Consider the following 25,188-nt stretch of genomic DNA (forward strand, 5'->3'; position numbering starts at 1 on the left):
CCATAGGTAAGCTGCACGCGGAAGTGCTCGGCCACCCGGCGTTTCAGGCGGATGGCGGTTTGCTGGTCCAGCAGCTCGGACTCCCCAGAGCGGCGCAGGGCCTGCCGCAGTTCCTCTTCGGGGGGCACCGACATGCCCACCAGCAGCCGACACCGTAGGCCCTCGCCCACCAGATCGTCGAGCTGCGACCAGCCCCGCAGGTTGAAGTAGCCCACGCAAAAATCGGCCTGGTGCGATACCTGGAGGGTTTCCCGGAGCGCAGGGAGAAGCTCGAGGTGAATGTTGTCGAAGATGCGCGGCATGTTTGACCACGCATTTTAAGCCAACCGATGCCAATCTGCTGCCCAACCTGAACCTGGGAACCGGGTTCAACCCACCCCTACCGCAGCCAGTTTTCCCGATCCCCGGCCCAGCGCTGCGGGTTCTGCCATATGCGTTCCAGGATGCTGCGCCGGTGGTGTCGCTGGGGGTTGTATGGCATAAACGCTACTCGGACAGCATCGCCCGCAGGGCCTCGGCAGCCGGGTTGCCGGCCTCGCTGGGGTAGATGAGCCAGAAGAGCCGCCGCAGCTCCATGCCCCGGATGCGCAAAGCCCGCAGGTTGCCCACCTTCACATTGGGCCGCACCACCACGTTCGACACAATCCCCACCCCGGCCCCCTCGAGCACCAGCCGCTTGGTCACCTCGTGGTTGTCGGTGTAGAAGACCGGGTTAATTTCCAGCCCGGCCTGCTCCAGGGCCGAGCCAAACACCCGGTAGGTCATGGCCCCCGGCTCCCGCACAATCAGCGGCACCTCGGCCAGCCGCTCGGGGTCAATTTCCTCCTTTTTGGCCCAGGGGTGCTCCGGGGGCACAATCACCACCAGCTCGTCCTCGTAGAAGAGCTTGCGCTCGAAGCCCTCGAGGTGCTCCACGGCCTCCACCACCGCCAGCTCCACCTCGCCCCGCAAAAGCCGCTGGGTCAGGTGCTCGGAGCTGCCGCTTTCCAGCTTCAGGCGAATCTCAGGGTACAGCCGCTTGAACTCGGTCAGGTAACGGGGCAGCACGTATACCGCCATGGTGGTCGAGGCACCAATCTCCACCCGCCCGCGCTCGAGGCGCTCCAGAGCCTGCGCAGCCTGCACGAACTCTTCCAGCGCCTGCACGGCCCGCCGGGCCTCGGGCAGCAGATCCTGGCCGGTTTTGCTCAGCACCAACCGGCGGCCCTGGCGGTGGAAGAGAGGGCGGCCAATCTGGGCCTCCAACGCCCGCAGGTGCTGGCTCACGCCGGGTTGGGTAATGCCCAAGCTCAGGGCTGCGCGGCCCACGCTGCCCTCCTGTACCACGCACAAAAACACCCGCAGGGCCTGGGGGTTGGGGAAGGGGCGACGTTCAATCATAAGCACATATTATAAAAACCATCCGAAAGTAGCTTTCAATCTATCAAACACGTATCCAGGCTTTTGCTGACGAGGTCGCGCATGATAGGGGTGTGCAAATGCTTCTGAAACGATTGTCCTCGGTCGTGGTTGTGCGAATATAAACCCAAGCTTATAAGCTTTGGCTCTGAATATGGATTTCAGCACGCTCTGGGGCCGATAAACTGTTGAAAACTTCAGACTCGCCTGTGGGGGAGTGGGCTGCTCAAGGGAGTCAATATCAGATTTTCTTTTAAGTCCCGCGCCATCGCGTATTATCTGGTACATATGCGTGAGCAAGCGATCCAAAAAGGAGCCCTGGCCTATGCCTGAGCTGCGAGTAGCCCCCTCCATCCTGACCGCCGACTTTGCCCGCCTGGGCGAGCAGATTCGGGAGGCCGAGGCGGCGGGGGTGCACTGGATTCACCTCGACGTGATGGACGGGCGCTTTGTGCCCAACCTGACCTTTGGCCCGCTGGTGGTGGAGGCCATCCGCAAGGTCACGCCGCTCCCCCTGGACGTTCACCTGATGATTGTGGAGCCCGAGCGCTACCTGAGGGACTTTGCCCAGGCCGGGGCGGACTGGATCACCGTGCACGCCGAGGCCACCCCGCATGCCCACCGGGCGGTGCAGCAGGTGAAGGAACTGGGCAAAAAGGCCGGACTGGCCATCAACCCCGCCACGCCGCTGGAGGCCCTGCTGCCGCTGCTGCCCGAGCTTGACCTGGCCCTCCTGATGAGCGTGAACCCTGGTTTTGGGGGGCAGAAATACATCCCGGCCAGCACCGAGCGCATCCGGCGGTTGCGGGGTTGGCGCGACCAGCTCAACCCGGGCTGCCTGATCGAGGTGGACGGAGGGATAAAGCCCGAGAACATCGCCGAGGTCTACCGGGCCGGGGCCGACGTGGTGGTGGCCGGGAGTGCCTTATTCAACAGCCAGCCTGTTTCGGAAAATATGAAGAGACTGCTAGGAGAGGTGTATGCCGCTGGCCCTCGGTAAAGATGTTCTGGACAAGGCCCGGCGCGAAGGCTATGCCGTGCCCAGCTTCAACACCAACAACCTGGAGATTACCCAGGCCATCCTCGAGACCGCCGAGGTACTGCGAGCGCCCGTCTTCATCCAGGTTTCGGACGGGGCCCGCAAGTACGCCGGGCTGGAAAACCTCTCCAACCTGGTGCGCGACATGGCCAGCCGGGTAAGCGTGCCGGTGGTGCTGCACCTCGACCACGGGGCCGACTACAAGATGGTGCTCCAGGCGCTGAGGGCCGGCTTTACCAGCGTGATGATTGACGCCTCACACCACCCCTTCGAGGAAAACGTGCACGAAACCCAGAAGTGCGTGGAGGCCGCGCACGCGGTGGGGGTGAGCGTTGAGGCCGAGCTAGGCCGTTTGCAGGGTATCGAAGACAACATTGTAGTGGACGCCAAAGATGCCTTCCTGACCGACCCCGAGGAGGCGGCCCGCTTTGTAGAGGCCACCGGCATTGACTATCTGGCCATTGCCATTGGCACCTCGCACGGGGCCTACAAGGGCAAAGGGCGGCCTTACATTGACCATGCCCGGCTCGAGCAGATCGCAGCAAAAGTCTCCATCCCCCTGGTGCTGCACGGCTCCTCGGGGGTGCCCCAGTGGCTCAAGGACAAGATGAGCGTAACCGGGGCCGACCTCGGCGACCCCACCGGCATCCACGATGAGGACGTGCGCAAAGCCATACCCAACGGCATCGCCAAGATCAACATTGACACCGACTTGCGGCTGGCCTTTACGGCGGGTATCCGCGAGGTAGTGGTGGGCAATGCCCGGGAGTTCGACCCACGCAAGCTACTGGGCAAGGGCCGCGAGTACCTCAAGCAGGTCATCAAGGAAAAGTTCGAACTGATGGGCACGGTGGGGCGGGCCTGAGCCTCCTCCGAAGCCGGGTTTCGCAGCCATCTTGCGCACGGGAGTTAGCGCAAACGGCCCACACGTTCAATGCCGTCTAGTGGGGGGCCTGACAAATATCGCGCTCTTCACAGACGTGGCCGCCCACGAAAACGAGAAGGGACAAGTGTCTGCGTTGCGTCTGGGCCGAGACGCATGTTTTCGAGTAGCCGGGCGGCCACTGTTCTGTTCAGAACTAGGCTTTCTCGAACTCGAATGGCGCATAATATGTGAAGAGCGCTCTAACGTACTCAGGCTGTGCAGCCTCAAGTACCTCAAGACCAAACTGGGTCAGGTCATGCTGATGATTCTGGCGGTGAAGTTCTTTGAAAAAGCCTCTGCGTTTTCGCCCAAAGCGGCTCTGGACTTCTTCTGTACGGGCGCGCTTGCCCTCTGGCTGGTGCAGGCCAGGGAAAAACCCGCCAATAACCTCTGGTTATTCTTGAAATAACTTATAGTGGCTTGCAAACCGATTTTTTGGCGCCATACTATAGCGTGGAGGTGAAAAAACTTGACCAAGTCTACCATTTCCCTGGTTTTCTCTTCGGCTTTGCTCTTGTTGGGCCTCGGAGCGTATTTGTTCAGCGCTCAAACCGCGGTGGCCCAGGCCAGCCCCCTCTACGCCCAGTGCCAGGGCTGCCACCAGCCCACCGGCGCAGGCGTACCGGGCGTCTTCCCCCCGCTTGCAGGCCACGTGCCTGAAATTCTGGAGGCCAAGGGGGGGCGTGAGTTCCTGATCCAGACCCTCCTGTACGGCTTGCAAGGCCAGATCACCGTGAAAGGCGCCAAGTACCAGGGGGTCATGCCGGCCTATGCCCAGCTCAAGGACGAAGACATTGCCGCCCTGCTCAACCACATCTCCACCCAGTGGGGCAACAAGTTCCCCGCCGGTCAGCAAGCCTTCACCGCTGCCGAGGTCAAGGCCCAGCGCGGTAAGAACCTGACCGCAGCCCAGGTGCTGGAAGCCCGCAACAAGCTGGGCCTCAAGTAAACCCAGCCCCGAACCACGCCCGGACGATGCGTCCGGGTTTTTTTGCTTTGGGTCCCGGGCTCGAGGGGCCTGGACGGGCAGATTGGCGCTGGGTGAGGCTTCGTTCAAGGAGAAACAAGGTCAGGGAGGGGGGTGGGTCGAACCCGGCCCCCAAACCTCTGCCTCACCGCGCCTTCGGCTGGCAAAGCACAAAGGCAAAGAGGGTACAAGCTTGACCCGGCACAGCCAGAGCGGTCGTGCCGGGTCTTGGTGGGCGAGGTTCTCAGATGACCTTTCGCAGAATCATGGCAATCTGGCCTTTGCTTAGCTCCACATTGCCCGAAGCGGCCTGGGTCTCCCAGGCATTCAGATACTCTTCCAGCACCACGCTGGCGACCGAGTCCAGGGCTTTGCGGGTGGCCTGAATCTGATCCAACAGTTCGCTGAACGAGCGGCCTTCCTCGGCCATACGCTGCAATCCCCGTACCTGACCCTCGATGCGCTTGAAACGGCGAATGATGCCCTCCAGGGTCTCGGGGTCGGTAAAGGTGCCGTCTAGCTTGGGTTTGCCCGCGTTCATTTGCATCCTCCGCTCATAGCCGCTCTTGCAGCCACTCGGGGGTGATTTTCAGGAAGAAGCTGTTGAGCTGGGTGTAGGTGCCGGTCAGCAGCAGAATGCCGACGGCAATCAGCACCAGTCCGGCGGTGATCTCAACGGCGTGCGATAGGCGGGCCGCGCGTTTGAGAAGGGCTCGAGCCCGGTCTGCAAAAAAGGCCACCAGCAAGAACGGCACGGCCAGCCCCAGGATGTACGCCACCAGCAGATGCACCCCCCCACCGGTGGCGGTAAGGGTCAGGATTCCGCCCAGAATGGGCCCTATGCAGGGCGTCCAGCCCAGCCCCAGCACGATGCCCAGCACGAAAGCTCCCCAGGGGCGGTCGGTGGCGCCCTCATAGCGCAAGTTCACGCCCCATTTGGGCTTGAGACCCAGCATGTAGAGCCCCAGCAGAATCAGCACCCCGCCCCCAATGCGCCCCAGCAGGTCGCGGTGCTCAAAAAGCAAACCCCCCAGCAGGGTGAAGGGCAGGCCCAGCAGAAAGAAGATGGCCGAGAAGCCCAGCACGAAAAAGACGGCGTTGCGCAGGGGACGGCCTTGCTGCCCGCCCAGGTAAAGCAAATAGGTGGGCACCAGCGGGAGCACGCAGGGCGATAGGAAGGAGAGAATTCCTGCCAGAAAGGCGATGGGGAGGCTCAGGGTCATATGGTTGGCTTTAGCCCAGCACCGGACAGGTGGTGGGGGCTTTGGTGTGCTCGGTATAGGGAATCACGGTGGCTTTGGCCACTTCCTCGCGGGCCCGGGCGGTGGTGCGGAACAGGTCGCGCAGGGCCTGGTTCTGGGCGCGGAAAAAGGCGTCGAACTGGGGGTTGCCCAGGAAGCCGACCGCGTAGGCCTCGTCCTTGGCGGCGTCGTATTCCAGGGCAACCGCCGCCAGAGCGTGGGGGGCCGGGCCACCCTTGACCTCCCCGCCTTTGCTCAGGTCGAAGGCCGAAAGGTGGGCGCAGCAGACCATGCGGGGGCCCCGGTTGCCCTCGGGCTTGTAGTAGCCCATGGCCCCCAGGTTGGGCGCCGCGTAGCTGTAGGCATGGGGGCAGATGCTGGTATAGGCCACAATATTTTTGCCCTTGCCCACCCCCCCCGTCCAGCGGTAGTTCTTGCCGTCGGGCATCTTGACTTCTACCGGGGCAAGCTCGGCCTCCACATTGACCAGGATATTGGGTGTGGCCGCAAACGGATAGGCAAACACATACGGCTCGTGGGGCTTCAGGCTGCTAAGCTTGAAGGGGTTGCCGGCCTTGTCAACCAGCAGGGCCTTTTGAAAGGTATTGACGTTGCTTTGGGCTCGAACGAACTCGAGCATCCCCAGGGGGGATAGCTTGAGCAGCAGCCCGAGCGAGGTGCCTTTGGCCAATAAATCGAGAAAGTCACGGCGATCCATGCGAACCTCAGGGGAGCTTAATCCAGGGGAAGCGCTTCTGGGTGCTGGGGTCAAGTTCCAGCAGCGCTCGAGCGGGCATCTGCACCTTGGGCAGGGTCTGGGCGTTCATGGGCTCGTTGCCGTCAATCACGCCGTTTTGGTAGAGGATATAGGCCACCACCGCATAGACCTCGTCGTTGCTGAGGATGCCCGGGGTGGCGAAGGGCATGGCCCGGCGGGTGTAGTCGAAGAGGGTGGTGGCGTAGGGCCAGTAGTTCCCGATGGCGAAGTCCACCGAGTCGGTGTCTTTGGTGATGGGGAAGGGCTCGGAGACCAGCCGGGTAAAGGCCCCACCCTCGCCGGTGGAGCCGTGGCAGCCGGCGCAGTGGACGGCGTAGACCTTGGCGCCCTCGTCCACGGTGCCCTGGCCGGGGGGCAGGCCCACCCCATTGGCCAGGATGGAGGGCCGGATGTTCCACTCCTGAACCTCTTTTTCGTTGAGGGGGGTGCCGATCTGGTAGCGCCCCTGGGCCAGCACCAGGGCCGAGAGGGCCAGGGCCGAAAGGGCCAGGTAAAACCACTTGCGCCGCATCAGGACTCACCTCCACAGCCGCCCCGCCCCACCGCGCCGAGCCGCTCGGGCGCTCCGGCCAGGGTTTTGTCGCCGTTGACCACCTTGCCGTCGGCCCCAATCCGCCAGGCCTGGATGGCGTTGTAGTGGTAGCGGTTGTTGCGGGCCCATTTGGCAAAAAACTCCTCCTGGGTGGGCTGGGTGTTGCCCTTTTCGTCCCAGGCCCGGCTCATGATGACCGTTTCCTTGCCGTCCCAGACCCAGTTGTACTTGAAGCGCACCACCGAGAGGGCGTCGGGGGCGGGCTCGAGGTTGGCCCGTTTCCAGGTCTTGCCGCCATCCAGCGAAATTTCCACCCGGCGAATGCGTCCGTGCCCGCTCCAGGCCAGGCCCCGAATCTCGTGGAAGCCCCGCTGAATCTGTTGCAAGCCCGAGGGGTAGGTGATGATGGACTCGGGGTCCATCACCCAGGTAAAGGCATGAATCTTGCCGTCGGCCATCACGTCGGTGTACTCCGAGGTTTCGTCCTTGCTCATCACCGGCGTATCGGTCACCTGGATGCGCCGCAGCCATTTGACCTGGATGCTGCCCTCCCAGCCCGGCACCACCAGCCGCACCGGGTAGCCCTGCTCGGGCCGGATGGCCTCGCCGTTCTGGGCGTAGGCCACCAGCACGTCGTCCAGGGCCTTCTCCAGCGGCAGGCTGCGGGTGTAGGCGGCGGCGTCCTGGCCTTCGGGAATCAGCCAGCGGGCGCCTTCTTTGAGGCCGGCTTCCTTGAGCAGGATGGAGAGCGGCACCCCCGTCCAGGAGGAGTTCGAGACCAGGCCCCGGCTGCGGGTGGCAGTCAGGGTCATGTCGGGGGGGTTGCGGTAGCCGTTCTGCCCGTTGCCCGCGCACTCGATGAAGTAGGTGCGGGTGACCGAGGGAAAGCGCTTGAGGTCTTGCAGGGTGAACATCAGGGGCCGCTCGACCATGCCGTGAATGACCAGCCGGTAGTCGGCGGGGTTGACGTTGGGCACCCCGCCGTGGTGCCGCTCGAAGTGCAGCGAGCTGGGGGTGATGATGCCCTCGAGCTTCTCCAACGGGCTGAAGTCGGCCCCGGTGTGGCGGCTGCGCAGGTTGGGGGAGATGTAGCGAATCACGTCCTTCTCGAACTCGCTGCGTTCGCCGTACTCGCGCAGGGTGGCCCCCAGCACCTTCATGGTCTCGGTTGCACCCTGCGGAATCTTGCCCTGGGCCAGCCCCGGCGAGAGCTTCACAAAAGCCCCGGCAGCCACACCCTTGCTCAATAACTGGAGGAGTTTTCTGCGATTCATGCCTTACAAAGCTCCTGTGTGGGGGTGAGGCCCAGGCCCCACCCCCGCTTGGTCTGTTAGGTTTCAGGCCCGAACATATCGCCCCACAGGCCCCGGGCCCACTCGAGGGCCAGCCCCCCATTCTGCTTGGAACGCTGGTTGTCTACCGTGGACTGCTGCCGCACCTGCCGGGCCGCAGCGTCCCAGTTGTGCTTGTGCGAGACCCAGATGGACTCCTCGGAGTTCACAAAGCTGTAGCAGATGTTGTCGGGAAGCGGGTTGGGAATCTCGGCCAGCTTTTTGCCGGCGATGCGCTGGGCGATATGCTCGGCCACGATCTTGCCGTCGTTGTAGGCCACCTGGCCGCTCTTGGGGTAGGGCACGTTGCCCATCACGTCGCCAATCACATAAACCCGGTCGTCGCGCTCGGAGAGGAAGGTGGGGAGCTGCACGTTGGCCCAGCGGTCGCCCAAGCCCGCGGTGCGCACAATCTCGCCGGCCTTCATGGGCGGGATGATGTTGGCCAGGTCGAACTGGAACTCGCCCAGGCTGGTCTTGACGGTTTTCTTGGCGTAGTCAATGGCGGTGACTTCGGCCTGGGGGATGTACTGGATGTAGTCCTTGTAGAGGTCGTTGAAGGCCGCCGTGAAGCCGGGGGCCTTGGAGATGGGGCCGGGGTTGGCATCCAGCACGATGACCTTGCCCTTGATCTGGTTGGTCTTGAGGTAGTAGGCCAGCATGGCCGCCCGCTCGTAGGGGCCGGGCGGGCAGCGGTAGGGCGGGCGGGGAATGGCCAGCACCAGGTCGCCGCCCTCGAAGTTGTCGAGCTGGCGCTTGAGGGCGATGTGCTCGAAGGGCTTGAAGCCCACCGGCAGGAACTGCTTGACCTCGCTGTAGCCCTGGATGGCCTCGTACATGTAGTCAATGCCCGGCGAGACCACCAGGTAGTTGTAGAAGATGATGCCGCTGGTGGTGCGCACGTAGCGCCCGGCCCGGTTGACCTCGATGGCCCGCTCGTTGACGAAGGTGACCCCAGCCTTGACCACGTTGGTGTAGTCGAACACCAGGAAGTCCAGGTCCTTCACCCCGCCCAGGTAGAGGTTGCTCATGGGGCAGGACATAAAGGCCGGGTTCTTCTCGATGAGCACCACCTCGATGTTGGGGTTTTTGCGGCGCAGGTGGCGGGCGGTGCTGATGCCGCCCCAGCCCCCACCGATAATCACCACCCGGTTGCCCCGGGCAGGCCCCAGCACGCTCGAGGGCCGCGAAAAAAACTCCTGGGCGAAGCCGCTGCTGGCCGCCGCAGCGCCTACGGCGGCGCTGGCTTTTAGAAACTTGCGACGTGAGACTTTCTTCATGTGGCCTCCCTTCAAAGCCCAAGCGGTTTTGGGGTTACGAAAAGCGTTGGCTTGGGTTTTGTAAGCTTATCAGAACGGATACGAAAACACAGTAGCTATGTGCATACCAGGGAGGTCAGGGGCGCCAGGGCTTCCCGCCCACCGACTCGATAATCTGGCTCATGACCTGGTGGGCTTCTTGCAGCATGCCTATGGTGGGTTGGCTCTGGGCCACCCCTGGCATAATGCCCATCAGCATGGGCTCGATGGCACCAACCAGCACCCCATCCGGCATTGGGGCTACGAAAAAGCGGCAGGGGGCGGCAAACCCGCCGGCGGGCTGGGTTTTGAACATCTGATAGGCCCACTCGCTTTTGCAGGGCTGGATGCCGACCAGGCTGCCCATCTTGACCGAGGGCAGCACGTTCAGGCCGTTGTTGGCCAGCTCGCCCTCGATAAGCAGGGTGGTTTCTTCCACGCTGGCCCCCTCCACCTTGTACAGGAGGGCGGGCATCATGCCGGAGCTGGGGTCGGGCATCATGGCCGGGGCCACCTTGCGGGGCAGGCCCAGGCTGGCAATCACCGCTTTGAGCTTAGCCCCCAACAGGCGGCTTTTGGTGTTTTTGACCCCCAGCATGCCAAACATCAGGTCTGGGTCGAAGGTGCCTACCGTGACGCCGCCGGGCCGGGCCGCGTGCACATAGATGGTGGGCGGCAGGATAATGGCGGTCATGACGTTTTCCTGTACCGCGGCCAGCACGCCCGCTTCGGGCTCCAGCACCATCAGCAGGTAGTCGGGGAAATCGGCCTTGAAGTTCTTGACCTGCCCGCCGAGGTTGAGGGTGCGGGCCACCTTGAGGCCCTGGGCGTTCACGGCGGCCTCCACGCGGGCCTGGGCATCGGCCACGCTCACCCCGCGCAGGGTGGTTTCCAGCGACTGCCCCAGCGCGCTCAGAGATAAGATGAAGCCAACAATAAGCAACCACTTGTTTCGCATAACGCTCCTTTAGGGCTTGGCAACCGGCAGGTTCAGCTCGAGCCAGCTCTTGAAACCCCCACTCAGGTTTTTGACCTCGCGGTAGCCTAAGGCCCGCAGATAGGCCGCAACCACCGCGCTTACGTGCCCGGTTCCGCAATAGACCAGGATGGGCTTGTCTTTGGCCTTGGGCAACTCGCCCAGGCGGTCGGGAACCTGGCTCACGTGGATTTGGACCGAGCCGGGGATGAACCCTCGAGCGCGCTCCTCGTTGGTGCGAACATCCAGGATAAAAGGCTCAAAGACCTCCACATAGTCTTTGGCCTCGGCGGCATAGAGCAAGTAGCTGGCGGGGTTGATTTTCTTGAGGAAACTGCCCATCTGCAAAAGGGCCCCGGGGGTCATCTCCTGGGCCAGGCCAGGGCTCAGGAGCAGTGCAAGCAGAACCCAAACGCTGCGCATACAGTGCTCCTCTAGCGGGTGAAGCCCGGCAGCTCGGTGAACTTGTTCTTGCCCTTGGTGGCTTCGGCCAGCATATAGATGGAAAGGGCAATGTAGGGTTCAGAGTAGAACTCCGGGGGGTGGATGCCCACCGATTCGTAGCAGAAGGCGATGCGGTCTTGCAGGGTGTAGAGCTTATCGGCCTCGAAGCGATAGGCGGGCCACTCGTTGGAAAGGCCCTGGCGGGGGCTGCGCACCGGGGAGAGCCGCACCTTGCCCCCGGCATAGCTGTCGTGGCAGATGGCGCAGTTCATGTCGCGGTCACCGGCCCGGTGGTACCAGAGTTCCCGGCCCAGGTTGTACATGGCAATCTCCTGGGAGGTTTTGGGCACCACGTTGATGGGCATCTCGGTGGACTTGGAGGCCACGTAGGCGGTCAGGGCCTTCACATCGTCGCGTTTGATGTCCTGGGGGCGGAAGCCCTGGAGGTTCACCATGCAGCTTACGATGCGGGTCTCGAGGTCTTCCACCCGCCGGGTGTCGGCAAAGTAGCGCGGAAGCTGGGTCAGGGCGCCCTCCAGCTTCCCCGGCCCCAGGCCAAAGTCACAGGCCTCGAGGCTCACGTTTTTAGGCCCCCGCTTCTGGGCGAACAGCTCCTCCCCCTGGGCGGCGTAAAGCTCGCCGGGCAGAATGCCGGCGGTCTGGCGGAACAGCTCCCGCTGCCGCTCGGCTTCCTTGTAGGGGTCTACCTCCTGCTGCTGGGTGAGGGCAATACCGAGGCCCAACCCCAGCGCCAGCAAAAATCCAATCCACAGGCTGCGGTCGCGCATGGCATCACCTCTTGGCGTTGACCGGCGAGGCCGGGTCGAGCAGGAAAGCGGTCACGTGGGCGGTCTCTTCGGGGGTGAGGATGCCGTGGTGGCCTGCCCGGTACATCAGCGAGCAGGGCATGGTGGCCCAGGCGTTGTAAATCTTGTCGTAGGTGTACTTGACCACCGCCTCGCTGGTGCCACGAGCCCCGTAGCCCACCAGGCCCGGCCCCATCCGCCCGGCCCCGGCCTCCTTGGGGTCGCCGGTGTGGCAGGCGTAGCAGTTGCCTTTGCGGGGGTTGGTAAACAGGGCCTCGCCCTGCTTCCAGTCGCCCATCAGCTTGCCATTGGCAGGGTATTTGATCAGGGCCCGCTGGCGTTCGAGGAAGGCCCCCACTTGCTCAGGGGGGAGTTTGTCGCGGTACTGCGAGCAGAGCGCCTGGTCGGGGTCTTGCTTCATGGTTTGAGCAAACTTGCTGCCCCCGCTATTGATGGCCTGCTGAACCCGCTGCTGGAAGGGCCCCTGCTGGGACAGGGTGAACCCCGCCAACAGCGTGGCCAGTATTCCAACCCAATATCTTTTTTTCACCTATAGTCCTCCTTCTTTCTATCCGGGTAGCACATAGCGTTGATCCAGTACCCGCATGCTGGGGCGCGGGGGAATGTTCACGGTCTTGACCTGCTTCAGATACTCGGCAATCAGGTCGTAGATGGGCCGGGGGGTGTATTTTTCCACCAGAGTGCCGCTGCGCTGCAAGCGCCCGCCAAACGAGGCCAGGGTGTACTCGCGGTTGGGGTCGAGGCGGCGGCCCCGGATGGCCACATTGCGGATGCGCTGGCCGGTGGGGGCGTTGACGGCCAGGTCGTAGGAGAGCCCGAAGACCCGGCTCATATCCCCACCCTGCTGGTAGAAGGGGTCGGGGTTGAAGGTGTTGGCGGCCACGTCCTCGAGCACCGCCTGCAAGCGGTCGCCCTTGAGCCGGAACACATACACTTCGGGGTAGGTGTAGCCGGTATAGGCCAGCACCTTGTCCATGGTGATGGGCTGGCCGGGCAGGATGGCCGTACCCCAGCGGGTGCCGGTGCTGAAGGCCACTTCCACCTCGGGGTAGGCGGCCTGCACTGCCCGGCAGGCCAGCTCGTCGAGGGTGGAGTAGGTGGAGTCGCGCTTGTACAGCAGGGTTTCGGCGGTGCCGAGCACCTGATCCAGATACGCCAGGTGCGGGGCGTAGGCCTCGCGGATGAAAGCTTCCAGGGCCGGGTCGGGCTTGATCAGGCTAGTCGCTACGGGCAGGGTGCGGGCCCGCAGGTCGGCAATGCCGCCTTTTTTCATCTGCAAGTCCACCCGCACTACGGCCTTGCCCGACGAGCCTCCGGCCACCAGCCAGGTATTGCCCACCCGAATGGGGGCCGGGGTGAAGTCGTGGGTGTGGCCGGTGAGAATCAGGTCAATTCCCTGGATGCGGGCCGCCAGGGCCAGGTCCAGCGGCACGCCGTTGTGCGAGAGCATCACCACCGCGTCCACGCCCTTGCCCCTCAGTTCGTCCACATATTTTTGTAGCTCGTTTTCCCGCACCCCAAAGGAAAGCCCCTCGGAGAACTCCTCCGGGTGGGAAACCTTTACATAAGGGAAGGTGGAGCCGATAATGCCCAGGCTGTAGCCCCCAATCTGGTGGATGGCATAGGGCGGGTAGATGGGGTCGCCAAAGAGGTCGTCCACGATGTTGAAGCTGATGACCTGGGCTTTGAGCTGCTTGACCAATTCCTCTACGCGTTCGCGGCCCAGGGTGTACTCCCAGTGGAAGACCATGTGGTCGAAACCCACCCGGTTCATCCAGTCCACCACCACCTGCCCCCTGGTGCGCAGCGAGATGCCGGAGTTGGTCCAGGTGTCGCCGCCATCCAGCACCAGGGTGCGGTTTTCGCCTGCCTGGGCTTTTTGCTGCTTGATAAGAGCGCCGATATAAGCCCCACCCCCCATCGGCCCAAACCGCTGGGCCAGGGCCGCAAAATCTACCGAGGAGAAGGCGTAGGCCTCGAGGCTACCCCGCCGCAGGCCGTAGTAACGCAGAAAAGCCTCGCCGGTCAGGTAGCCGGGCTTGCCCTCCAGGGCCCTGGCCGCCAGCAGGTTGGGCGGTTCCATGAAGTAGTGGGGCCTTAGCTGAGCGTGCAGGTCGGTGTTGAAGAGCAGGGTCACGTTGCCGAAGGGCGGCAGGTCGTACAGCCGCTCGGGCCGTTCCATGGCCTGGGCAAAGGCCTTGGGGGAGGTCATGCCCAGGGCCAGCAGAAGTTGTACCAGTTCACGTCGGGTCATCACACCTCCAATCCCAGGCTCGGGTGCCTGCCAGGGAACGCGATGAACTCCAAAGATTTAGCGCTTCAGAGCCGGCTTGGTGTTGAAGTCCGAGGCGGGGTCAAGCAGGTAGGCCACCACGTGGGCAATCTCCTCCGGCTTGAGCAGGCCGCCGTGCCCGAAACGGTACATCACCGTGCAGGGAAAGTAGGCCCAGGTGTTGTAGATCACCTCGTAGGTGTATTTCTGCATGGCTTCCGAGGTGCCCCGCTGGCCGTACTTTTCCAGGCTGGGTCCCACGTTTCCTCCAATGTTGAGGGGGGAGCCCACATGGCAGGAGAAGCAGTTGCCGCGGGCCAGGGTGTTGAAGATGGGTTCGCCCTGCTTCCAGTCCCCCATCAGCTTGCCGTCGGCGGGGTACTTGATGCTCTTGCGCTGCTCTTCGATGAAGGGGCCGAGCACCTCGGCGGGTAGCTTGTTGCGGTGAATGGAGCAAAGCGCCTGGTCGGGGGCCTGGCGGAGCAGGGTATTGGCGTAGCTCTGGCCTCCGGCCTGGATCAGCCGCTGGAGCTCGGCGTTGATGTAGGATTGACCGGTTTGACCACTGGCCAGGCCCAAAAGCATGAGCAGCAAGGTCGGTAGATAGAGTCGCCGCACAACACCTCCCTAGCGAATGAAACCGGGCAGGTCCATCCGCGCCCCTCGAGCCTGGGTGTTCATGAACAGCGTCAGGGCGATGATGGGTTCGGAGTAGAGGTCAGGGGCGGGCATGCCCAGGTTGGCGTAGCAAGCCCGGATGCGGTCGGCCATGGTCCAGGCCTGGTCGTTGGAGTAGCGGAAGGCCGGCCAGTGGCTGGCCGCACGCTTATCTTTGAGGATGTCGGAGTAGGGGAGAACCCCTGCCCGCTTGCCCACATAGGTCACGTGGCAGGTCGCGCAACCCATATCCCGCGGGCCAGCCCGCAGGTAGAAAAGCTGCTCCCCCAGCTCATAGAGCTTTTTCTCCTGGGGCATCAGGGGGCGCACCGTGACCGGCTGCTCGTTGGACAGCGAGGCCAGGTAAAAGGCAATGGCCACCACCTCGCTGCGCCGGATTTCCTGGGGCTGGAAGCCCTGGAGCCGAACCATGCAGGTGCGGATGCGCGAGTCGAGGTCTTCTACCTTGCGGGTGTCGAAGAAGTAGCGGGGCAGCCGCCCGACCACCCCCTCCAGCTTCCCCGGCCCCCGGCCAAAGTCGCAGGCCTCGAGGGAGGCGTTCTTGGGGCCGCGCTTGGTCTTGAACAGTTGCTCTCCCTGGGCCACAAAAAGGTCGCTGGGCAGAACGCCCCCGCTTTGCTCTAAGAGCTGCTTCTTTTGCTTCTCTGCCTCTTTGACCGGATCCTCCTCTTCCTGGGCCAGCGCCAACAGGCTGAAGAGGGCCAGAACTGCCGCCCCTACCAAACGCCAGAAGCGACCCATCCGAACCCCCTAGGCCAGGGTGAGGTCTGCGGTTCTCTCGCCGGTTTGGCCTGTAAGATCCTTGCAGGTCACCTTGATCTGCCCCGCCTTGCTGGCCTTCATCTTGAAGGCGAAGAGCGGGTTGGCGCTGGTGCCGGGGCCAGGCTTGACCTGGGCAATGAGCTGGTTGTCCATCAGGACGTTGAGCTCGGTGATGTGATCGGCGGGAATCACCTTGCCGCTGGCATCCCGACGGGTGCCGGGCTCCATGGGGTGCTGGGCGACGATCTGCACACGCACTTCCTCACCGGCTTTGGGTTTGGCCGGGGTAAAACGAACCAGAATGTTAATGGGCATGACACACCTCCTTAACCGCAGCCACCCACGGTGACGCGCACCGACTGCGAAGCCATCAGGAACTTGCCGTCTTTGGTCTCGACAATGGCCCGAACGGGGGCGGTTTCAGCAACCCGCACGCGGGTGGCATAGTAGGGCAGCACCCCGTTGAGAATCACCGTGAAGAGCAGCGGGTTGGCGTTTTTGTCGCTGAAGCAGTGAATGGCCTTGACCTGCTCGGCGGGCAGGCTGGCCTCAATCTCGACCGGCACATTGGCGCCCGACTCGGCGATGGTGGGCGCGGTCAGCTTAACCTGCTGCGAGACGGTCATGTCCTTGAAACCCTTGCCCAGCACCTGCTGCAAGCCCTTCTCCAGGTTGGCCAGGTCTTCGCCCTCGAGGGCCCCCTGAGCCAGCCCCGAGGTGAGCTGGGAAGCCAGCACCGCACCGGCCACGGCCCCTGCCGAGGCTTTCAAAAACTTTCTTCTATCCACAACCTTCACCTCCTGCTTTCGCACAGATTTGCTGAAGCTCTTTCAGAAACTGCGCTCGGGTACGGCTGCCAAACAGCCGCCCCACTTCTTTCCACGTACCCCCCTGGGGTACGAAGAAAACCATACTGGGGGTGCCAAAAGCTCGCAACTGGGCACTGAGGGCGCGGCCCTCGGGGCTCTGGCTGTCCACGCTGGCCACCACAAAGCGACGCTCGAGGGCTCTCGAGACCGCCGCATCGGAAAAGACATGGGTGTTCATCTGGTCGCAGTATGGGCAGGTCTCACCCCAAAAATAGACCATCAGGATGCGCCCATACGACTGGGCATACTGGCTGGCCTGGGCATAGGGATACCACCGGTCAAAATCCACCCCCTGGGCGTTGACCGTCATCAAGCTCGAGACCAGAGTTAGGAAGAACATGCGAACCATAAAATCTACTTCAGTTTGTATTAGCTCCTATTTTTATACTACCCTGGGGTATTCAAGTCAACCGCCCATCTAACAGACCTCTCAACTCGAAAAACGCCATTTTTTTGTTGCCGAACGGCTTGCTTCCACTCTCCCTCTAGCTATTCCTTTTGGATATAAACTCTATCACCTGCGGTTAGATTTGGGTTGGGTCACCCAAAGAAGATGCTGGGAACGCAGGGCACCGGTCGCGATAAAGCCAAATCCGGCCTGGTCGAAGACCCCGCGCTTTCGCCTGTCCTGGTGGCTGTTTGGCTGGGTTGAAGGTTAGCACTGCCCAGCAGGGTTGTGTGCTGCCGCCTCTTGTGTTTTTGAGACGATGGCTCTTTAATGAAAGTAACATACCCTTTATAGGTATCCACAGTACGCGGAGGTGGCATGAACCACTGGTTTGCAACCCTCATCCTGTTCGCAGTCGCCCTGGCGGCGTCGCCGGGCCAGGTGGCTCCAGACTTTCGGCTGCGCGATGCTTCCGGCAAGGTTTACACCCTGAGCAGTTTCAAGGGAAAGCCGGTAGTGATTACTTTCTGGGCCAGCTGGTGCCCTGTTTGCAAGGCCGAGTTCCCCAAGCTGCATCGCCTGGCGCAGGAGTACAAGGTACCCTTTGTGGTGATCAGCCGGGAGCCCAGGGATACCGACCAGGTTGTACGCGACTACATGAAGAGCTACCCTGGCTTTCTGCCCTTGCTGGCCCTGCCAGGGGGCGATAACCCGGTTGCGGTCGCCAACCGCTTCAGGGTATTGGGACAGCCCTGGACGTTTGTGCTCGATGGTGAAGGAAAAATCGTCAACCTGTATGCAGGCAAGGTAGAGGTAGATGCCCTGAAGGACGACCTTGCTCTGGCCGGCTATGAGTAGCCTGGGCGCTCCGATACGACCGCCATCAAGTGGTTTTTGCTCAGATTTTTTCGGATTATGACCCATGCCCAAATACCCTGGGTTGGGCTGAAAAGGTATTCGCGGACAGATTGTAGAGCACCAGCACGGCGCCTGAACGGCGCATCTTTTTTGAGGATATGTGATGATCAGGCTTTTGCCACATCTGATGGCGCTGCTAATCAACGTTCACCAACCAGCTCGACCGAGGAGTTCCTGGTAGGTGTTATTACTTTTTTTGAGGCCAGGGGGTACCTTGAAAAACAAAGCGCTCTTCTTGTGGGCCTTTCGAGTTTGAGAAAGCTTATCCCTGAACACAACAGGGGCCGCCTGGAAGGGCAGCCCTGTCTGTGAAGAGTTCGATAGAACCCTGCGAATCCGACGTTATCGCGCCCTTCACAGATGTGGCCGCCTAGATAGGCGGCCACTCTTCTGTCCAGGAAAAAGCTTTCGTATAAGTCGAATGGCTCTACATATGTGAGGAGCGCTCTAGTGGAGTGTGCGCTCTTTATGCATCAAAGCGGCGAGGTTGTAGACGATGTCTTTGGACAGACGATCAAACTCGCTCTCGAGCATGACCTGGGCAGCCTCCACACCACGCATCCGGAGGGTTTGCACGATACGTGCAGCATATAGATGGAAGACCCGGTGGGTTTCGCGCAGGGTGCCAAACTCAGGGTGCAGGGCAAGCGTGCTGCGGGCAGCCTTTCCGTAGAGCCACTGACCCAGAGCGCACTGGTTGTCTTGCATCACAAGGCCAATGTCCAGCTCCTCATTGGAGCGGTCCAGTATGCAGTCCTCGAGGCGTTTACGCCAGGCCAGGTGGGCGTTGATTACGGCCTGTACATCGAGGCCCATAAAGTGCTGTTCGGCTTCCTCTAGCTTGGGTGCTTCGGGCGGTTGCTTGCGGCTCCAACTGCGAAGCCAATCGAATAGATTCATAATGGACAGGATAGAAAATGGCTTGTGCAAAAGTTGTGGAATGTCGCCTTCATTATCGCGTTAATTGCGTTATCAATGGGGGTATGCAGATTTGGTTCAAGCCGCTTGAGGTCTATGGCTGCCCCAAAGACAGACGGGGAACGTCTGGCGGGTCGGGTGGTTTGGGCTCGAGCTACCCGTGCAAAACCCTGGGCAGGTTCTGCCACAGAATGAAGACCCCCATCAACACCAGAAACCCGGCAAAGCCGCGCCGCAGGGTCAGTTGGGGGATGGACGCCGCCATGCGCCCGCCAAACAGGCTGCCCACGATGCCAAGCGCGGCAAACAACAGCACGATGTCCCAGTGCACGCTGTAGCCCTGTTCGGGCAGCAGGTGAAGGTATTTGTAAAAGCCGCTGGCCGACTTCATGGCCACCACCAGCAGGCTGGTGCCCACCGCCAGGTGCATGGAGAGCCCCCCCAGAAGCACCAGGGCCGGCACAATCAAAAAGCCCCCGCCCACCCCCACCAGACCGGTCAGGATGCCCACCACCAGACCATCGAGGATGATTTTGAAGTAGGAGCGCTTTTGCGGTTTGGCCTCGAGCTTGGGCGGGCGGAACATCATATAAGCAGCCAGGAGCATCACCACCGCAAACAGCCCCAGCTGCCAGACCCCCGGCACCCATTTGGAAAAATAGGCCCCCAGGTAGGTGCCCGCCATGCCCGGCAGGCCGAAGAACAGCACATTGCGCCAGTCAATCAGGCCCTTGAGGGCATAGGGTATGGCCCCCACCAGGGCAATCAAACCCACGATGGCCAGCGACTCGGCAATAGCCAGCTTGTCGGGCTCGCCCACCAGATAGACCAGAATGGGCACCGTCAGGATGGAGCCCCCCGACCCGAGCATCCCCAGGGCCAGGCCAATCAGAATAGCTCCAATCCAGGCTAGGTACATGGGGCCTCCTCGGGCCTGAAGGGGGGCTCGAGGTTCTTTGAACGCTCGAGCCTGTACCCTAAGGCCGCATAGCCCTGAACCCCGCCGACCAGCTTGCCGGCCTCGAACCCCTCATACTCGAGAACCTCGGCGGCCAGACCGGCCCGGTTTCCGGTGGCACAGAGGGTGATGATGGGACTTTGCAGGGTGTCGAGCTCTTCCAAAAGCCGTTCCAGCGGAATGTTGCGGGCCCCCGGAATGTGGCCGCTGGCGTACTCTGCCTCCGAGCGCACATCCAGGAGCAGGGCGCCCTTTTTTTGCCAGAGGGAAAGCTCGTTGGGAAAAACCTCAAACATTATTTCACCGGGAGCTTCTGCCGCTGCCAGGCCAAAAGGCCCCCCGCCAGGTTGTAGACGGTGTAGCCCTTTTCGGCCAGGAAGCGGGCGGCCTGGGCACTGCGGCTGCCGCTTCGGCACTGGCAGATGATTTCCTTGTTTTTGGGCAGCTTTTCCCACTCCTCCGCCAACCGGTCCAGTGGCAGGGCCTGTGAGCCGGGAATCTTGGCTTCCTGACGCTCCAGCGGGGTGCGCACGTCCAGGATGATGGCCCCGGCCTTGGCCTTTTCGTAGGCCTCGAGGGGGCTGAGCTGCCCCACCCTGGCCCCACCCCCCAGCAGGCTTTTGAGCCATCCGATCAACGCGCCACCTCGAATCCCGCGGCCATCCAGCCGTAGGTGCCGCCCTCGAGGTTCCCCACCTTGGCGCCCTCGAAGCCCTGGCCTACCAGGAACTCCGAGGCCTGCGAGGAGCGGTTGCCCGAGGCGCAGACCAGCACCAGCTTGCGGTCTTTGGGCAGGTTTTTGGACTCCGCCACGAAGCGGCCCAGCGGGATGTTCACCGCCCCCGGCACGTGGCCCATGGCGTACTCGTAGGGTTCGCGCACATCCACCACGTAGGCCCCCTCCTGAATCCATTGCTGGGCTTCGTGGGGGGTCAGCTCGGTGAAGGCGGTGTCGTGGTAGGTGGCCCCGAGGGGCTGGGTGTCCAGGGGCAGGCCCATCTGGTACCAGGCCATAATGCCCCCGTCCAGGTTCAGCAGGTTGCTGTACCCCTTGGCCGAGAGCCAGCCCGCCGCCTGGGCGCTGCGGTTGCCGCTGCGGCAGTAGAGCACCACAGGCTTGTCCTTCGGAATCTCTCCGAAGCGTCCGGCAAACTCCGAGAGCGGGATGGGCTTGGCTCCCTCGATGCGCACCTGGGCATACTCCTCGGGTTCACGCACATCCACGAAGAGGACGTTCTCCGCTTGCAGCTTGCGGGCTTCCTGGGGGCTGATGTCTTTGTACGGTACGGTTAGCATGGGTTCCTCCCTAAAAAATGGGCCGCTTTTACACCGGGCTGGCACAGGGGATACCGGCCTCACACCAGGCTTTGAGGCCGCCCTCGAGCTGCCAGACCTTGGGGTGGCCCAGGCTTTGCAGGGTTTTGAGCCCTTCCTGTGAGCGGTTGCCGCTACGGCAGTAGAGCAAAACGGGTTGTTCGCGCTCGAGGTACAGCGGGGCCAGGCTGGCCAGCTTAGACAAGGGCAGGCGCAAAGCCCCCGGCAAGACGCCCTCGGCCCACTCCTCGGGCTCGCGGATATCCACCACTTGGTAGCGCTCTAGGGTCAGGTAGGCGGTTTTGACGTTCAGGTTCATAGGCGTTCAGGTTTCGTGGGGGAGCCCCTGGCGAGGCCAGGGGCCTTGGGCGTGGTTCAGGGTTCAGGCCCCCACCAGCTCGCGGGCCGGGCCTTTCTCCACTGGAAAGCCTTCCTGCTGCCAGGCCCGGATGCCCCCGGTAAGGTTGATCAGGTTGGTAAAGCCTGCCGAAAGCAGGGCGCTGATGGCCGTGGAGGAGCGGTCGCCGCCCAGGCAGTGCACCACCACCGGTTTGTCCTTGGGAATGCGGTTCAGGTGGTTCATCACCCGTCCGGCATGGATATTGAGAGCGCCGGGGATGTGGCCGGCCAGGTACTCGTCGGCCCCGCGCACGTCCAGGATGGCCACCTCGCCCTTTTCCCAGCGGGCCTTGGCCTCGGCAGCGGTGATCTGCGGCACGGTCTTTAGCTCCCCCCGCACATAGCCGTCCAGGCTGGGGATATAGCCCACCACCCGATCCAGCCCAATACGGATGAGCTGCTTGACCAGCTCGGGCACCCGCTCGGGGCTGGCCAGCAGGATGAAGTCACGGTCGTAGGGCAGCAGCCAGCCGGCCCAGGTCGAGAAGCTCTTGCCTGCCGGGATGTTGATGGCCCCCTCGAGGTGCCCCCCGGCAAAGGCCAGCTTGTCGCGGGTATCTACCAGCAAGACCCCCTCGGCCAGCTTTTGCTGGAACTGCTCCGGCGTGAAGAGGTGCGGCTCCCTGAGGTCGCCCAGGATGGGCATCCCGTCGCGGTTCATGCGCTTCATCTGGGCAAAGTAGTAGGGGGCCTCGGGCTGGCCGGAGAGCAGGGCCTTGACGAAGCCTTCCTCGTCATTGTTGCGCAGGTAGTCGGCCCACCAGGCGAAGCGCCGCTCGTAGCCCACGGTGGTGCTGGCCACCGCCCCCAGGCCCTTGCCGCAAGCGCTTCCGGCCCCGTGGCCGGGCCAGACCTGCACGTAGTCGGGCAGGGTGAGGAACTTTTCCTTGAGGCTCTTGAACATGCGCCGCGCGCCGGGCTCGGCGGTGCCCATAATGCCCGCTGCCTCTTCCAGGAGGTCGGGGCGGCCAATGTCGCCCACGAACACAAAGTCGCCGGTCAGGATGAAGCCCGGCTCGCTGGCGGCGGCGCCGTCTTGCACCAGGAAGCTGATGTGCTCGGGGGTGTGGCCGGGGGTGTGCAGCACGGTGAGGGTGATGTTGCCCAGCTTGATCTGGTCGCCGTCCCGCACGAGCTGGTAGTCGAAGCCCTCGAGGCCCTTGTATTTCCAGTTCTCGTCGCCCTCGTCGCTCAGGTACAGTTTGGCCCCGGTGGCCCGGGCCAGCTCGCGGGCCCCCGAGAGGTAGTCGGCGTGGATGTGGGTCTCGGTGATGGCCACAATTTTCATGCCGTTTTTCTGAGCCTCGTCGAGGTAGACCTGGATATCGCGCCGGGGGTCAACCACAATGGCGGCGCCGGCGGACTGGCAGCCGATGAAGTAACTGCCCTGGGCCAAGCCTTCTTCGTAAATCTGCTTGAAGAGCATCTGCAAACCTCCAGAGGGCAGCATATATCCCCAGGGGGTATTTTGTCAAATACCCCCCCTGGATATTAAGCCCGCCCCTTCAGCATCAGGTTCCAGTACAGGAAAGGCAGCCCATGCTTTTTCAAGAGCCACATATCGTAGCGCTCCTTCTGGGTGTTGATGAGGGGCACGGTAGGGTGCCAGACGTTGTCGTAGAGGAACTCGGCTAAAAACATCTTACCGTAGGCCGTCACCAGCGGGCAGGAGGTGTAGCCGTGGTACTGCTTCTGAGGCGCCTGACCCTTCATGACCGAGAGCAGGTTCGCTACCAACACCGGGGCCTGCTTGCGGATGGCCGCACCGGTCTTGGAGGTGGGCAGGCTGCTGGCGTCGCCCAGGCTGAACACGTTGGGAAAACGCACGTGCTGCAGGGTGTGCTTGTCCACCTGCACCCAGCCCAGAGGCGTGCTGGGGTCGGCCAGGGGGCTTTGTTTGAGGAAGTCCGGGGCGCTTTGCGGGGGAACCACGTGCAAAAAGTCGAAGGGGAGGGTTACCCTGGGCCTTTGCGCGCCGGGGTTGGCCTTGACCTCGGGGTGATTTGGGGTGAACTCGAAGGTGGCCTCTCGCTTTTCGCCGTCTACCGCCACCAGCTCGTGGTGAAACTGGGTTTGGATACCGTAGCGCTCCACCACCCTGTCCAGTACAGCCTTGACCTCGGGCACCCCAAAGATGGTGGTTCCCGCCGAGCCGAAGACAATCTGGGTGTCTTTGGCTATGCCCTTGCGACGGGTGTAGTCGGCGGTCAGATACATGATTTTTTGTGGGGCCCCGCCGCACTTGATGGGCGTGCTGGGGGCGGTAAAGAGGGCCACCCCGCCCTTGAGCTGCTGAATGAAGGCCCAGGTTTTGGGTGCTAGGTCGAAGCGGTAGTTGCTGCTGACGCCGTTTTTTCCCAGGGTTTCCTCCAGCCCCTCAATTCTGTGCCAGTCGAGCTGGATGCCCGCGGCCACCACCAGGAAGTCGTAGCCGATCTCGCGGCCATTCAGGGTGCGAACCACCTGTCGTTCGGGGTCTATTTCCTGGGCGTAGTCCTGAATCCAGCGCACACCCCGGGGAATCAGCTTCTCCTGCGGGCGTACCGAGGCTTCGGGGTGGTAAGCACCCGCGCCGACCAGGGTCCAGACCGCCTGGTAGTAGTGCTTTTCGGAGGGCTCGAGCACCGCTACATCCTCCACCCCCTTATGGCTGAGCTGTGCGGCCACGGTCAGGCCCGCGGTACCCCCGCCCACGATCAGAATTTTGTGGTGGAGCCGTTCCTTGAACTGGCCCCGTACCCCCAGGGCTTTCTCCTCCCTTACAATCATGAAAACCAACCTCCCTTGGAACTTGGCATCGCCAGACCAGGGTAGGTATAACTTTTGGTTAGAGCAAATAGCTTTTGGTTATATTTTTCATCACATCGGGGTATGATGGTCCCTATCAGCTATGCGCCTGAACCCTAGGTACCTGGTGGTCTTTTGCGTGGTGGCCGAGCTCAGGAGTCTGAGCCGCGCTGCCGAGGTGCTGCACCTGAGCCAGCCTGCGGTGAGCAAGACCCTGAAGGCCCTCGAGGAGGCCGTGCGCCAGCCCCTCTACGAGCGCACCCCCCAGGGCATCACCCTCACCGAGGCCGGCAAGGCCCTGCTGCCCTACGCCTGCGCGGTGAACCGCAGCCTGGCCCACGCCACCCGGTTTATCGAGGAGCGGCGGCACAAGCGCATTCCGCAGCTCGAGGTGGGCCTGGCCTGGAGCCTGATTCCCCGCTATCAGGCCAGCCTGCTGCGCTGGGCAGCTTTGGAAGAGGGTCGCTGTGAGCTGCACCTGGCCAACGGCACGACCCTGGAACTCATCGAACAGGTTTACCAGCGCGATCTGGACGCGGCATTGGTGCTGGGCGGCACCGATGCCTTGCCGGAGCCCCTCAGCGCCCGCCGCTTGACCAGCGACGAGATGGTGCTGATTGTGGCCCCCACCCATCCCTGGGCCGGGATGGGCGGGGTGGCGCTGGGGCAGCTCGAGGGCGCCACGCTGCTGGTACCCCAGCGCAACTCGCGGCTGCGCCTGCGGCTGGAGCAGTTTTTGGAGCGCCACGGCATCGTGCCTGAGCGGGTGCTCGAGTGCGGCAGCCTGTACGGGGTCAAGGCCGCCGTTGCTGCCGGGCTGGGGGTGGGCTTATCCAGCCGCTCGTTCGTGGAGCCCGAAGTCAGGGCGGGGCTTTTGCGGGTGCTCCTGGTCGAGGACAGCGGCTTCTCGCTGGGCGTGCACTGGGTGGCCTACCCCGAGGCCTCGCTGGACGCGGCCACCCGCGAGATGCTGGGCCTGTTGTGGCGCTACCTGGGTGAGCCCACCTCAGCTAGCCAAGGCCGGTAGGTTATAAACAAGGCCACCCAGATCAGCTTCACATTAGAGCACTCTTCACATATTTAGAGCCATTCGACTATAAGAAAGCTTTGTCTAAGACAGAACAGTGGCCGCCTGGATGGACGGCCACGTCTGTGAAGAGCGCGATAAT

The 25,188-nt window shown here is 62.6% G+C and carries 32 protein-coding genes; 6 read left to right on the forward strand and 26 right to left on the reverse strand.

The features are described from left to right. Together NZN28_RS04290 and NZN28_RS04295 are read right to left on the reverse strand one after the other, a co-directional pair. Positions 1–302: hypothetical protein (locus NZN28_RS04290; protein WP_295395537.1), on the reverse strand; the 302-nt coding region annotated here is incomplete at its 3' end. A 184-nt stretch (positions 303–486) separates the two neighbouring features. Then, positions 487–1,380 carry a LysR family transcriptional regulator gene (locus NZN28_RS04295; protein WP_295395538.1) on the reverse strand — a complete coding sequence of 298 codons (894 nt, stop codon included), beginning with the start codon at positions 1,378–1,380 and terminating at the stop codon, positions 487–489. A 343-nt stretch (positions 1,381–1,723) separates the two neighbouring features. Between NZN28_RS04295 and rpe the strand changes: the two genes are divergently transcribed. The 4 genes from rpe to NZN28_RS04315 all read left to right on the forward strand — a co-directional run bounded on the left by rpe (position 1,724) and on the right by NZN28_RS04315 (position 4,311). After that, on the forward strand, positions 1,724–2,398 hold the full coding sequence (gene rpe / locus NZN28_RS04300; RefSeq protein ID WP_295395539.1) for a ribulose-phosphate 3-epimerase: 675 nt from the start codon (positions 1,724–1,726) through the stop codon (positions 2,396–2,398). Beyond that, positions 2,379–3,302 (forward strand): class II fructose-1,6-bisphosphate aldolase, encoded by a 924-nt coding sequence (gene fba / locus NZN28_RS04305; RefSeq protein ID WP_295395540.1) that lies wholly within the window; start codon positions 2,379–2,381, stop codon positions 3,300–3,302. Before rpe ends, fba begins: the two co-directional genes overlap by 20 nt. A 145-nt stretch (positions 3,303–3,447) precedes the next feature. Then, positions 3,448–3,771 carry a YqhA family protein gene (locus tag NZN28_RS04310; protein WP_295395541.1) on the forward strand — a complete coding sequence of 108 codons (324 nt, stop codon included), beginning with the start codon at positions 3,448–3,450 and terminating at the stop codon, positions 3,769–3,771. 105 nt (positions 3,772–3,876) lie between these two features. Next, positions 3,877–4,311, forward strand: coding sequence for a cytochrome c (locus tag NZN28_RS04315; RefSeq protein ID WP_295395587.1), 435 nt, complete (start codon positions 3,877–3,879; stop codon positions 4,309–4,311). Between the two features lie 262 nt (positions 4,312–4,573). Here the strand turns inward: NZN28_RS04315 and NZN28_RS04320 are convergent, their stop codons facing one another. The 16 genes from NZN28_RS04320 to NZN28_RS04395 form a co-directional block, all read right to left on the reverse strand. Then, positions 4,574–4,870 carry a metal-sensitive transcriptional regulator gene (locus NZN28_RS04320; RefSeq protein ID WP_295395542.1) on the reverse strand — a complete coding sequence of 99 codons (297 nt, stop codon included), beginning with the start codon at positions 4,868–4,870 and terminating at the stop codon, positions 4,574–4,576. A gap of 13 nt (positions 4,871–4,883) precedes the next feature. After that, positions 4,884–5,552 carry a cytochrome c biogenesis CcdA family protein gene (locus NZN28_RS04325; protein WP_295395543.1) on the reverse strand — a complete coding sequence of 223 codons (669 nt, stop codon included), beginning with the start codon at positions 5,550–5,552 and terminating at the stop codon, positions 4,884–4,886. Positions 5,553–5,562: 10 nt separating this feature from the next. Next, positions 5,563–6,288, reverse strand: coding sequence for a Rieske 2Fe-2S domain-containing protein (locus NZN28_RS04330; RefSeq protein ID WP_295395544.1), 726 nt, complete (start codon positions 6,286–6,288; stop codon positions 5,563–5,565). Positions 6,289–6,295: 7 nt separating this feature from the next. Continuing rightward, complete coding sequence (locus tag NZN28_RS04335; protein ID WP_295395545.1) at positions 6,296–6,859, reverse strand: c-type cytochrome; 564 nt, start codon at positions 6,857–6,859, stop codon at positions 6,296–6,298. Further along, on the reverse strand, positions 6,859–8,154 hold the full coding sequence (gene soxC, locus NZN28_RS04340) for a sulfite dehydrogenase (protein WP_295395546.1): 1,296 nt from the start codon (positions 8,152–8,154) through the stop codon (positions 6,859–6,861). Before soxC ends, NZN28_RS04335 begins: the two co-directional genes overlap by 1 nt. A 56-nt stretch (positions 8,155–8,210) precedes the next feature. Beyond that, positions 8,211–9,491, reverse strand: a complete 1,281-nt coding sequence (locus tag NZN28_RS04345; RefSeq protein WP_295395547.1) for an FAD-dependent oxidoreductase — start codon at positions 9,489–9,491, stop codon at positions 8,211–8,213. 115 nt (positions 9,492–9,606) lie between these two features. Next, a complete protein-coding gene (locus NZN28_RS04350) occupies positions 9,607–10,467 on the reverse strand; it encodes a translation initiation factor 2 (protein ID WP_295395548.1) in 861 nt (286 codons plus the stop codon). 9 nt (positions 10,468–10,476) lie between these two features. Then, complete coding sequence (locus NZN28_RS04355; RefSeq protein WP_295395549.1) at positions 10,477–10,908, reverse strand: rhodanese-like domain-containing protein; 432 nt, start codon at positions 10,906–10,908, stop codon at positions 10,477–10,479. 11 nt (positions 10,909–10,919) lie between these two features. Further along, on the reverse strand, positions 10,920–11,717 hold the full coding sequence (gene soxA / locus NZN28_RS04360; RefSeq protein WP_295395550.1) for a sulfur oxidation c-type cytochrome SoxA: 798 nt from the start codon (positions 11,715–11,717) through the stop codon (positions 10,920–10,922). Positions 11,718–11,721: 4 nt separating this feature from the next. Next, the gene (gene soxX, locus NZN28_RS04365) at positions 11,722–12,285 is read right to left on the reverse strand and encodes a sulfur oxidation c-type cytochrome SoxX (RefSeq protein ID WP_295395551.1); all 564 of its coding nucleotides are present in this window, start codon (positions 12,283–12,285) and stop codon (positions 11,722–11,724) included. An 18-nt stretch (positions 12,286–12,303) separates the two neighbouring features. Beyond that, positions 12,304–14,010, reverse strand: a complete 1,707-nt coding sequence (soxB, locus tag NZN28_RS04370) for a thiosulfohydrolase SoxB (protein ID WP_295395552.1) — start codon at positions 14,008–14,010, stop codon at positions 12,304–12,306. A 57-nt stretch (positions 14,011–14,067) separates the two neighbouring features. After that, positions 14,068–14,646, reverse strand: coding sequence for a sulfur oxidation c-type cytochrome SoxX (soxX, locus tag NZN28_RS04375; RefSeq protein ID WP_295395553.1), 579 nt, complete (start codon positions 14,644–14,646; stop codon positions 14,068–14,070). Between the two features lie 9 nt (positions 14,647–14,655). Continuing rightward, a complete protein-coding gene (soxA, locus tag NZN28_RS04380; protein ID WP_295395554.1) occupies positions 14,656–15,447 on the reverse strand; it encodes a sulfur oxidation c-type cytochrome SoxA in 792 nt (263 codons plus the stop codon). A 9-nt stretch (positions 15,448–15,456) separates the two neighbouring features. Next, positions 15,457–15,783, reverse strand: coding sequence for a thiosulfate oxidation carrier complex protein SoxZ (soxZ, locus tag NZN28_RS04385; RefSeq protein WP_295395555.1), 327 nt, complete (start codon positions 15,781–15,783; stop codon positions 15,457–15,459). 11 nt (positions 15,784–15,794) lie between these two features. Further along, the gene (soxY, locus tag NZN28_RS04390) at positions 15,795–16,256 is read right to left on the reverse strand and encodes a thiosulfate oxidation carrier protein SoxY (RefSeq protein WP_295395556.1); all 462 of its coding nucleotides are present in this window, start codon (positions 16,254–16,256) and stop codon (positions 15,795–15,797) included. After that, positions 16,249–16,677 carry a thioredoxin fold domain-containing protein gene (locus NZN28_RS04395; protein WP_295395589.1) on the reverse strand — a complete coding sequence of 143 codons (429 nt, stop codon included), beginning with the start codon at positions 16,675–16,677 and terminating at the stop codon, positions 16,249–16,251. Before NZN28_RS04395 ends, soxY begins: the two co-directional genes overlap by 8 nt. Positions 16,678–17,103: 426 nt before the next feature. Between NZN28_RS04395 and NZN28_RS04400 the strand changes: the two genes are divergently transcribed. Continuing rightward, positions 17,104–17,583, forward strand: a complete 480-nt coding sequence (locus tag NZN28_RS04400; protein WP_295395557.1) for a TlpA disulfide reductase family protein — start codon at positions 17,104–17,106, stop codon at positions 17,581–17,583. Between the two features lie 507 nt (positions 17,584–18,090). On the opposite strand, the gene NZN28_RS04405 is transcribed toward NZN28_RS04400, so the two are convergent. The 8 genes from NZN28_RS04405 to NZN28_RS04440 all read right to left on the reverse strand — a co-directional run bounded on the left by NZN28_RS04405 (position 18,091) and on the right by NZN28_RS04440 (position 24,001). Then, complete coding sequence (locus tag NZN28_RS04405) at positions 18,091–18,543, reverse strand: CZB domain-containing protein (RefSeq protein ID WP_295395558.1); 453 nt, start codon at positions 18,541–18,543, stop codon at positions 18,091–18,093. A gap of 172 nt (positions 18,544–18,715) precedes the next feature. Continuing rightward, entirely contained in the window at positions 18,716–19,480 is a 765-nt protein-coding gene (locus tag NZN28_RS04410) for a sulfite exporter TauE/SafE family protein (protein ID WP_295395559.1), read from the reverse strand. Continuing rightward, positions 19,471–19,815 (reverse strand): rhodanese-like domain-containing protein, encoded by a 345-nt coding sequence (locus NZN28_RS04415; RefSeq protein ID WP_295395560.1) that lies wholly within the window; start codon positions 19,813–19,815, stop codon positions 19,471–19,473. The genes NZN28_RS04410 and NZN28_RS04415 overlap by 10 nt, the downstream gene beginning before the upstream one ends. After that, positions 19,815–20,156 carry a rhodanese-like domain-containing protein gene (locus NZN28_RS04420; RefSeq protein ID WP_295395561.1) on the reverse strand — a complete coding sequence of 114 codons (342 nt, stop codon included), beginning with the start codon at positions 20,154–20,156 and terminating at the stop codon, positions 19,815–19,817. Before NZN28_RS04420 ends, NZN28_RS04415 begins: the two co-directional genes overlap by 1 nt. After that, positions 20,153–20,815 (reverse strand): rhodanese-like domain-containing protein, encoded by a 663-nt coding sequence (locus NZN28_RS04425; protein ID WP_295395562.1) that lies wholly within the window; start codon positions 20,813–20,815, stop codon positions 20,153–20,155. The genes NZN28_RS04420 and NZN28_RS04425 overlap by 4 nt, the downstream gene beginning before the upstream one ends. Before the next feature lie 28 nt (positions 20,816–20,843). Next, positions 20,844–21,152 carry a rhodanese-like domain-containing protein gene (locus tag NZN28_RS04430; RefSeq protein ID WP_295395563.1) on the reverse strand — a complete coding sequence of 103 codons (309 nt, stop codon included), beginning with the start codon at positions 21,150–21,152 and terminating at the stop codon, positions 20,844–20,846. A 63-nt stretch (positions 21,153–21,215) separates the two neighbouring features. Then, positions 21,216–22,658 carry an MBL fold metallo-hydrolase gene (locus NZN28_RS04435; RefSeq protein WP_295395591.1) on the reverse strand — a complete coding sequence of 481 codons (1,443 nt, stop codon included), beginning with the start codon at positions 22,656–22,658 and terminating at the stop codon, positions 21,216–21,218. A 65-nt stretch (positions 22,659–22,723) separates the two neighbouring features. Beyond that, entirely contained in the window at positions 22,724–24,001 is a 1,278-nt protein-coding gene (locus tag NZN28_RS04440; RefSeq protein WP_295395564.1) for an FAD/NAD(P)-binding oxidoreductase, read from the reverse strand. Positions 24,002–24,122: 121 nt separating this feature from the next. Here NZN28_RS04440 and NZN28_RS04445 point away from each other — a divergent pair, with 121 nt between their 5' ends. Then, positions 24,123–25,046: a LysR family transcriptional regulator gene (locus NZN28_RS04445; protein ID WP_295395565.1), complete on the forward strand. Its 924-nt coding sequence runs from the start codon at positions 24,123–24,125 to the stop codon at positions 25,044–25,046. The last annotated feature ends 142 nt before the right edge of the window (positions 25,047–25,188 follow it).

Source organism: Meiothermus sp. (assembly GCF_025056915.1).
Lineage (GTDB): Bacteria > Deinococcota > Deinococci > Deinococcales > Thermaceae > Meiothermus.

What these genes read in the sequence shown, in the direction of transcription:
- NZN28_RS04295 (WP_295395538.1), bottom strand. Translation starts at nt 1,380, where the DNA reads ATGATTGAACGTCGCCCCTTCCCCAACCCCCAGGCCCTGCGGGTGTTT.
- rpe (WP_295395539.1), top strand. Translation starts at nt 1,724, where the DNA reads ATGCCTGAGCTGCGAGTAGCCCCCTCCATCCTGACCGCCGACTTTGCC.
- fba (WP_295395540.1), top strand. Translation starts at nt 2,379, where the DNA reads ATGCCGCTGGCCCTCGGTAAAGATGTTCTGGACAAGGCCCGGCGCGAA.
- NZN28_RS04320 (WP_295395542.1), bottom strand. Translation starts at nt 4,870, where the DNA reads ATGAACGCGGGCAAACCCAAGCTAGACGGCACCTTTACCGACCCCGAG.
- NZN28_RS04325 (WP_295395543.1), bottom strand. Translation starts at nt 5,552, where the DNA reads ATGACCCTGAGCCTCCCCATCGCCTTTCTGGCAGGAATTCTCTCCTTC.
- NZN28_RS04330 (WP_295395544.1), bottom strand. Translation starts at nt 6,288, where the DNA reads ATGGATCGCCGTGACTTTCTCGATTTATTGGCCAAAGGCACCTCGCTC.
- NZN28_RS04335 (WP_295395545.1), bottom strand. Translation starts at nt 6,859, where the DNA reads ATGCGGCGCAAGTGGTTTTACCTGGCCCTTTCGGCCCTGGCCCTCTCG.
- soxC (WP_295395546.1), bottom strand. Translation starts at nt 8,154, where the DNA reads ATGAATCGCAGAAAACTCCTCCAGTTATTGAGCAAGGGTGTGGCTGCC.
- NZN28_RS04345 (WP_295395547.1), bottom strand. Translation starts at nt 9,491, where the DNA reads ATGAAGAAAGTCTCACGTCGCAAGTTTCTAAAAGCCAGCGCCGCCGTA.
- NZN28_RS04350 (WP_295395548.1), bottom strand. Translation starts at nt 10,467, where the DNA reads ATGCGAAACAAGTGGTTGCTTATTGTTGGCTTCATCTTATCTCTGAGC.
- NZN28_RS04355 (WP_295395549.1), bottom strand. Translation starts at nt 10,908, where the DNA reads ATGCGCAGCGTTTGGGTTCTGCTTGCACTGCTCCTGAGCCCTGGCCTG.
- soxA (WP_295395550.1), bottom strand. Translation starts at nt 11,717, where the DNA reads ATGCGCGACCGCAGCCTGTGGATTGGATTTTTGCTGGCGCTGGGGTTG.
- soxB (WP_295395552.1), bottom strand. Translation starts at nt 14,010, where the DNA reads ATGACCCGACGTGAACTGGTACAACTTCTGCTGGCCCTGGGCATGACC.
- soxA (WP_295395554.1), bottom strand. Translation starts at nt 15,447, where the DNA reads ATGGGTCGCTTCTGGCGTTTGGTAGGGGCGGCAGTTCTGGCCCTCTTC.
- soxZ (WP_295395555.1), bottom strand. Translation starts at nt 15,783, where the DNA reads ATGCCCATTAACATTCTGGTTCGTTTTACCCCGGCCAAACCCAAAGCC.
- NZN28_RS04395 (WP_295395589.1), bottom strand. Translation starts at nt 16,677, where the DNA reads ATGTTCTTCCTAACTCTGGTCTCGAGCTTGATGACGGTCAACGCCCAG.
- NZN28_RS04400 (WP_295395557.1), top strand. Translation starts at nt 17,104, where the DNA reads ATGAACCACTGGTTTGCAACCCTCATCCTGTTCGCAGTCGCCCTGGCG.
- NZN28_RS04405 (WP_295395558.1), bottom strand. Translation starts at nt 18,543, where the DNA reads ATGAATCTATTCGATTGGCTTCGCAGTTGGAGCCGCAAGCAACCGCCC.
- NZN28_RS04410 (WP_295395559.1), bottom strand. Translation starts at nt 19,480, where the DNA reads ATGTACCTAGCCTGGATTGGAGCTATTCTGATTGGCCTGGCCCTGGGG.
- NZN28_RS04415 (WP_295395560.1), bottom strand. Translation starts at nt 19,815, where the DNA reads ATGTTTGAGGTTTTTCCCAACGAGCTTTCCCTCTGGCAAAAAAAGGGC.
- NZN28_RS04425 (WP_295395562.1), bottom strand. Translation starts at nt 20,815, where the DNA reads ATGCTAACCGTACCGTACAAAGACATCAGCCCCCAGGAAGCCCGCAAG.
- NZN28_RS04430 (WP_295395563.1), bottom strand. Translation starts at nt 21,152, where the DNA reads ATGAACCTGAACGTCAAAACCGCCTACCTGACCCTAGAGCGCTACCAA.
- NZN28_RS04435 (WP_295395591.1), bottom strand. Translation starts at nt 22,658, where the DNA reads ATGCTCTTCAAGCAGATTTACGAAGAAGGCTTGGCCCAGGGCAGTTAC.
- NZN28_RS04440 (WP_295395564.1), bottom strand. Translation starts at nt 24,001, where the DNA reads ATGATTGTAAGGGAGGAGAAAGCCCTGGGGGTACGGGGCCAGTTCAAG.
- NZN28_RS04445 (WP_295395565.1), top strand. Translation starts at nt 24,123, where the DNA reads ATGCGCCTGAACCCTAGGTACCTGGTGGTCTTTTGCGTGGTGGCCGAG.